This window comes from Variovorax sp. Root411 (assembly GCF_001425205.1).
In the GTDB taxonomy this organism is placed as follows: Bacteria; Pseudomonadota; Gammaproteobacteria; order Burkholderiales; family Burkholderiaceae_C; genus Variovorax.
The window spans coordinates 153,942-155,345 of the sequence record NZ_LMDW01000018.1 but is presented as its reverse complement, the minus strand read 5'-3'; the positions used below and the strand labels follow the sequence as shown (position 1 = coordinate 155,345).

The 1,404-nt window shown below is 59.4% G+C and carries 1 protein-coding gene; it reads right to left on the bottom strand.

Annotated features, from left to right (window positions below; genetic code table 11):
- Positions 1–455 precede the first annotated feature (455 nt).
- Complete coding sequence (locus tag ASC92_RS22615; RefSeq protein ID WP_414820421.1) at positions 456–1,349, bottom strand: type VI immunity family protein; 894 nt, start codon at positions 1,347–1,349, stop codon at positions 456–458.
- Positions 1,350–1,404: the final 55 nt, after the last annotated feature.

Genomic DNA, 1,404 nt, shown 5'->3' with positions numbered 1-1,404 from the left:
TGCCTTGGCGCACTTCCGGCTTGGAGCCGCGCTCGAAGAAAACGGTGCCGATCACGCCAGGCAGCACGACGGGGCGGCCATCGGCCAATTGCAGGGTCAGTTCATTCCGGTAGCGCACCAAGGCTTCGAACGGGGTCAGGACGGCTTTAGGTTCTGTGGGGGACATGAGGCAACTGCTGTTTACGCATGCAATGAAAATAAGACGATCGGATCAACCTGCCGACGCCAGGTGGCTCGCCCTTTGCTTGGTGCTGTCCCAGAGCGCCGCGATGGCGTTGGCGATCTCGGTGCGCGCCCGGCCGGTATCGGGAATCCAATCCTCGTACCACACTGGTCTGTCGCGGACTCATCGTTTGGCGGCCTCTTTGTCGTTCATACGTTGCCAATAGGTGCCACCAAAGGTACTGCCCTTGATCACCGGCATGATCTCGCCAGTCTTGAAGTGGCGCAGGCTGTCAGACAGTGCCAGGGTGAACCACCAGCCGGCCTGCGGGCTTTGAGCTTGACTGCGGCACCACCTCTGGCGGGGATGGGATCGGTGGCGCACCCGGCAAATCGAAGCGCGCTTGCCAGTGACGAGTCGCCTTCTTGTCCGCATGCGGAATATCGGGCATGTAAGAGTGCAGCGAATCTGGCTTCGGATTGCGCAGAACGCGCAGCACCTTGTTGACGAACACATAGGGCTCAGGCAGCCCCTCTTCCGGTGCGCCCAGGCGCGGAAACTCGCCGGCCCGGATCAACAGACATTGGCCGATGCGCTCGATACCGATGTCCTCGCGATTCAGCGCGGATCGCACCGCTGCTTCACCACCCAGGCGATCAACGAACACGTCGCCAAGCAGGGTGTACCAGCTGACGCTCTTGATGAAGCCGTAGCGCCCAACCTTTGCGCCTGGCTTAAGGCAGGAGAAGTACGCCGTGCATTTTTCGGACGAATCACCTTCATAGGAACTCGATACGTAGTTGTCCTTCTCCGTGAAGGCATAACTGTCGATCTCCAGGCCGCTAAAACGCGCCGCCAACGCATATTCCTGCGGCATGAAGCGGTGGAAGCTGTATGGCAGGATGGGTGAAAGACCGCCGTAGCCGCCGCGCACTGGCAGACGCTGGCAGATGAAGCGCAAGAGGTCTGAAAACTGTGCCAACCCTTCATCGTCGGTGATACGGTCCGACGGCAAGTTGAACTTTATGTAGGAGAGGTTTCCGCCGTCTGCACCTTTGGGCATGACGTAGTTACCTCCTGGATAGCGATAGTCAATCGGCGACTCTTGGTTCGTCAGTGTCTCGATTTCATATTCTGCTGCTGTGTCCTGATCGGTCGCACTGGAGCGCACCGCGCTGACCTCCATGTGAGGTGCGGTCTCGATGATCGCCTTCCTGATGTTCTCCACCCCTTTGGGCGTG

Excerpts from the sequence above, each read along its gene's own strand:
- ASC92_RS22615 (WP_414820421.1), bottom strand. The coding sequence starts at position 1,349 with ATGGAGGTCAGCGCGGTGCGCTCCAGTGCGACCGATCAGGACACAGCA.